Raw genomic sequence first — 3,955 nt, forward strand, 5'->3', positions numbered from 1 at the left:
CAATGCGCCCGCCCTCCGGCAACGAGCCGTGGCGGAAGGCCTGGAACAGGGCCGGCATGATCTTGCGCCACACCAGGTCGCCGGTGCCGCCAAACAGGATGAGGTCAAAACTCATGGTAAAAAATTGTCTTGGTAATAAAGTTTCATATTCTATGGGCATAATGGTAACTCGACATCGAACCCGTGAAATGCCTGCATCCAGGCACAGTACGGTGTTTCATCCGGACCACTCCGCGTTTTGACCAGCCACCCAGCCATGACCCAACTTGACGCCCTGAAACAGTTCACCACCGTAGTCGCTGACACCGGTGACTTCAAGCAACTGGGGCAGTTCAAGCCGCAGGACGCCACCACCAATCCTTCCCTCATCCTCAAGGCGGTGCAGAAGGCCGACTACCAGCCCCTGCTGAAAGACACCGTGAGCCGCTTCAAGGGCCGGGCGCTTGACGAAGTCATGGACCGTCTGCTGGTGCGTTTTGGCTGCGAAATCCTTTCCATCATTCCGGGTCGGGTCTCGACGGAGGTTGATGCCCGCCTGAGCTTTGACGCCAACGCCACGTATACACGCGGCGAACGCATCATCGAGCTCTACCAGGCCGAAGGCATTCACATTGACCGCGTGCTGATCAAGGTCGCCGCCACCTGGGAAGGCATACAGGCGGCTGAAAAGCTGGAGCAGCGCGGCATCCACACCAACCTCACGCTGCTGTTTTCGTTCTGCCAGGCCATCGCCTGCGGCCAGGCCAAGGTCCAGCTGATCTCACCTTTTGTGGGCCGTATCTATGACTGGTACAAAAAAACTGCCGGCGCCGCCTGGGACGAAGCCGCCATGTCCGGCGCCAACGATCCCGGCGTGAAGTCGGTGCGCGAGATCTACAACCATTACAAGCACTTCGGCATTGCCACCGAGGTGATGGGCGCGAGCTTTCGCAACGTGGGCCAGATCACTGCACTGGCCGGTTGCGACCTCCTGACCATCAGCCCGGAACTGCTGGCCCAGCTTGCCGCCAGCGATACCGCGCTGCCGCGCGCACTCGATGCCAAAGCCGCAGCGGCGCTGGATTTGCCCCCAGTGAACTTTGACGAAGCCGGATTCCGCTACGCGCTCAACGAAGACGCCATGGCCACCGAGAAGCTGGCCGAAGGCATTCGCGCTTTCGCGGCCGATGCCGTAAAGCTTGAACAGCTGATGCTGGCCGCATAACCTCCCGCACAGGACACGTCATGAACCGACCGCGTTGCGACCAGACTTCCGCATGGCCTGCGCTGCAGGCGCTGTATGCCGCTTCCGGCAAAACTTTCGACCTGAAATCGGCATTTGCTGCCGACCCGGATCGCTTCGCCAGCTTCAGCCAGGACGCTCCCCACGTTTTTGCGGATCTTTCCAAAAACCTGATCGATGCCGCCAGCCAGGCCTTGCTATTTGACCTTGCGCGCGCGTGCGGGCTGGAGCAGCACCGCGACGCGATGTTTGCCGGGGAACTGATCAACGGCACCGAAAAGCGCGCCGTGATGCATTTTTTACTGCGAAATCCGGCCGTAGCCCAATATGAACGTGCGCCAGCAGCTATTAAAAATATAGCAACCGAGTTGGCCCAGGTTCACACCACGCTGGACGCGATGCTGGCGTATGCCGAACAGGTGCGCGCGGATGCCGCCATCACCGACGTTGTCAATATCGGCATAGGCGGCTCCGACCTGGGACCCCAAATGGCGGTGTTGGCGCTCGGCGAATTCGCCGCCACCGGCAAGCGCGTTCACTTTGTCTCCAATGTGGATGGGGACGAGCTGGCTACCGTGCTCAAGGGGCTCAAGCCGCAAAGCACGCTGTTCCTGATCGCGTCCAAAACCTTCACCACCACCGAGACCATGACCAACGCGCATTCGGCCCGGCGCTGGTTTGAGGCGCAAGGCGGACGCGACATCAGCCGGMATTTCGCCGCACTGACGACCAACGTCGCGGCAGCCAACGAATTCGGCATCAGCACCACCTTTGGTTTCTGGGACTGGGTGGGCGGGCGTTATTCGCTGTGGTCGGCCATCGGCTTGCCGGTAGCCATCGCCATTGGCGCAGCCGGCTTTCGCGAGCTGCTGGCCGGCGCGCACGCCATGGATGAGCACTTTCGCACCGCACCCCTGGAGCGCAACCTGCCGGTGCGCCTGGGTCTGCTCGACGTCTGGTACCGCAACTTTCATGGCTTTACCAGCCGCAGCATCGCGCCCTACAGCAGCGCGCTGCGCCGCCTGCCGGCCTACCTGCAGCAGCTGGAGATGGAGAGCAACGGCAAACGCGTGGATGCGGACGGCAAGGCTTTGCCGTTTGAAACGTCCCCGGTGCTGTGGGGCGAACCCGGCACCAACGGCCAGCACGCCTACTTTCAAATGCTGCACCAGGGGACGTCGGTGGTGCCGGTCGAGTTTGTGGCGGTGAAAACAGCCGCGCACGCACCGCACGACCTGCCGGGGCATCACGCCAAATTGTTGGCCAACGTTCTGGCCCAGGCGCAAGCCTTGATGACCGGCAAAGAAGAGGTCGGAGGCCACAGGCATTTTCCCGGCAATCGTCCCAGTACTTTCCTGTTGCTTGAGCGGCTCACCCCAGCCAGCCTGGGCGCGCTGATCGCCCTGCAGGAGCATCGTGTGTTTGTCAGCGGTGCGATCTGGGGCATCAACAGTTTTGACCAGTGGGGCGTCGAGCTCGGGAAGGTGCTGGCCAAAGACATCGAGCCACGCCTGCACAGCGGGGACGTCTTTGGCCTTGATGGCTCGACCGCCGGCCTGCTGCGCAAGATTGCCGGCTGAATACCGCAAAAGTGTGCGTTTTTCCATTGCGGGAGCGCGCGCTTCCGTGGTCAACTTGCCACTTCGCCGATTTTTCGATGGCTTCGCATCATGTCTTTTTCCCTTCCGCTTCGCCGCCTTTTCCCCCGTTTTTCGATGTTCGCTGCAGCGTTTCYCACGCTGGCTCTGGTCTCCGGCTGCGCGACACGCCCGGCGCCCGACGAGGACACCGATGTCGATGAGCCGGTCAGCCGCGGCGGCACGCTGGGGCCGGCGGAGGGGGTGACTGGCACCGCCTGGGCCGAGATGTCGGCGCCGCCCAAGGCCGGTGAGCTCAAGCCAGACGACCTCAGGTGGGAAATCTTCCGCGTGCCGGGCAAGCAGCCGGCCAGCTACAGCTATGTGCGTCATGAGGGCCGCGACGCGGTGCTCGCAAAGGTCGAGGCGTCCGGCAGCATCCTGCGCCATCGCCACCGCATCGAGCCCGACCAGCTTGGGCTCGTGCGCTTTTCCTGGAACGTGCCGTACGCCGGTGCGGGCACCAACCTTGCACTGCCGCAACTCGAGGATGTGCCGGTGCGGGTGGTGCTCGCGTTCGAAGGCGACCGCTCGCGGCTGTCGATGAAAAATTCCCTGCTGTCCGAGTTGAGCCGGCTGCTGACCGGCGAAGAAATGCCGTTCGCGACGCTGGTTTATTCGTGGTCGCGCGTCAACCGGCCAGGCGAAGTCGTCGTCAACGACCGCACCGACCGTATCCGCAAGATCATTGTCGACTCGGGCGACCACGGCTACAACGAATGGCGCAGCTACGAGCGTGATATCCGCGCCGACTACCGCAAGGCCTTTGGCGAAGATCCGGGCGCTTTGCTGAGCTTCGCCGTCTTCACCGAGGGCGAAAAAAACGAGGGCCAGCTGCAGGCCTTCTACGGGCCACTCAAGCTGGTGCCGGCTTCGGCTGTCGCGCGCAAATAGCGCCGCGACCGGTCGGCGTGCCTACGCCGACAGATTTCATTTTTCTGCCTCTTGAGCAAGCAACGCCGGCTAGCGGCCTGTATTGGCAGAGCGCGTCACGTTGGCCTTGACAATTTGTTGCATCTAATAATGCGGAGTTTAGGGAAATTACCACTCCTTCAATGCAACAAAGTATTGAAGTTCTCTGATCTGGTATCAAACC

At 61.8% G+C, this 3,955-nt stretch carries 4 protein-coding genes; 3 read left to right on the forward strand and 1 reads right to left on the reverse strand.

Features of this window, described 5'->3' with window-relative positions; translation table 11 throughout:
* On the reverse strand, positions 1-115 hold a 115-nt coding region (locus AC1DWI_RS15820), incomplete at its 3' end, for a hypothetical protein (protein ID WP_477725183.1).
* Between the two features lie 141 nt (positions 116-256).
* Between AC1DWI_RS15820 and tal the strand changes: the two genes are divergently transcribed.
* The 3 genes from tal to AC1DWI_RS15835 all read left to right on the forward strand — a co-directional run bounded on the left by tal (position 257) and on the right by AC1DWI_RS15835 (position 3,753).
* Positions 257-1,204, forward strand: a complete 948-nt coding sequence (gene tal / locus AC1DWI_RS15825) for a transaldolase (RefSeq protein ID WP_477669915.1) — start codon at positions 257-259, stop codon at positions 1,202-1,204.
* A 20-nt stretch (positions 1,205-1,224) separates the two neighbouring features.
* Complete coding sequence (gene pgi, locus AC1DWI_RS15830) at positions 1,225-2,802, forward strand: glucose-6-phosphate isomerase (protein ID WP_477725181.1); 1,578 nt, start codon at positions 1,225-1,227, stop codon at positions 2,800-2,802.
* A gap of 90 nt (positions 2,803-2,892) precedes the next feature.
* Positions 2,893-3,753, forward strand: a complete 861-nt coding sequence (locus AC1DWI_RS15835) for a DUF3047 domain-containing protein (protein WP_477725182.1) — start codon at positions 2,893-2,895, stop codon at positions 3,751-3,753.
* Positions 3,754-3,955: the final 202 nt, after the last annotated feature.

The sequence above is a fragment of the Polaromonas sp. P3_C2 genome (assembly GCF_056402675.1).

Excerpts from the sequence above, each read along its gene's own strand:
- tal (WP_477669915.1), top strand. The coding sequence starts at position 257 with ATGACCCAACTTGACGCCCTGAAACAGTTCACCACCGTAGTCGCTGAC.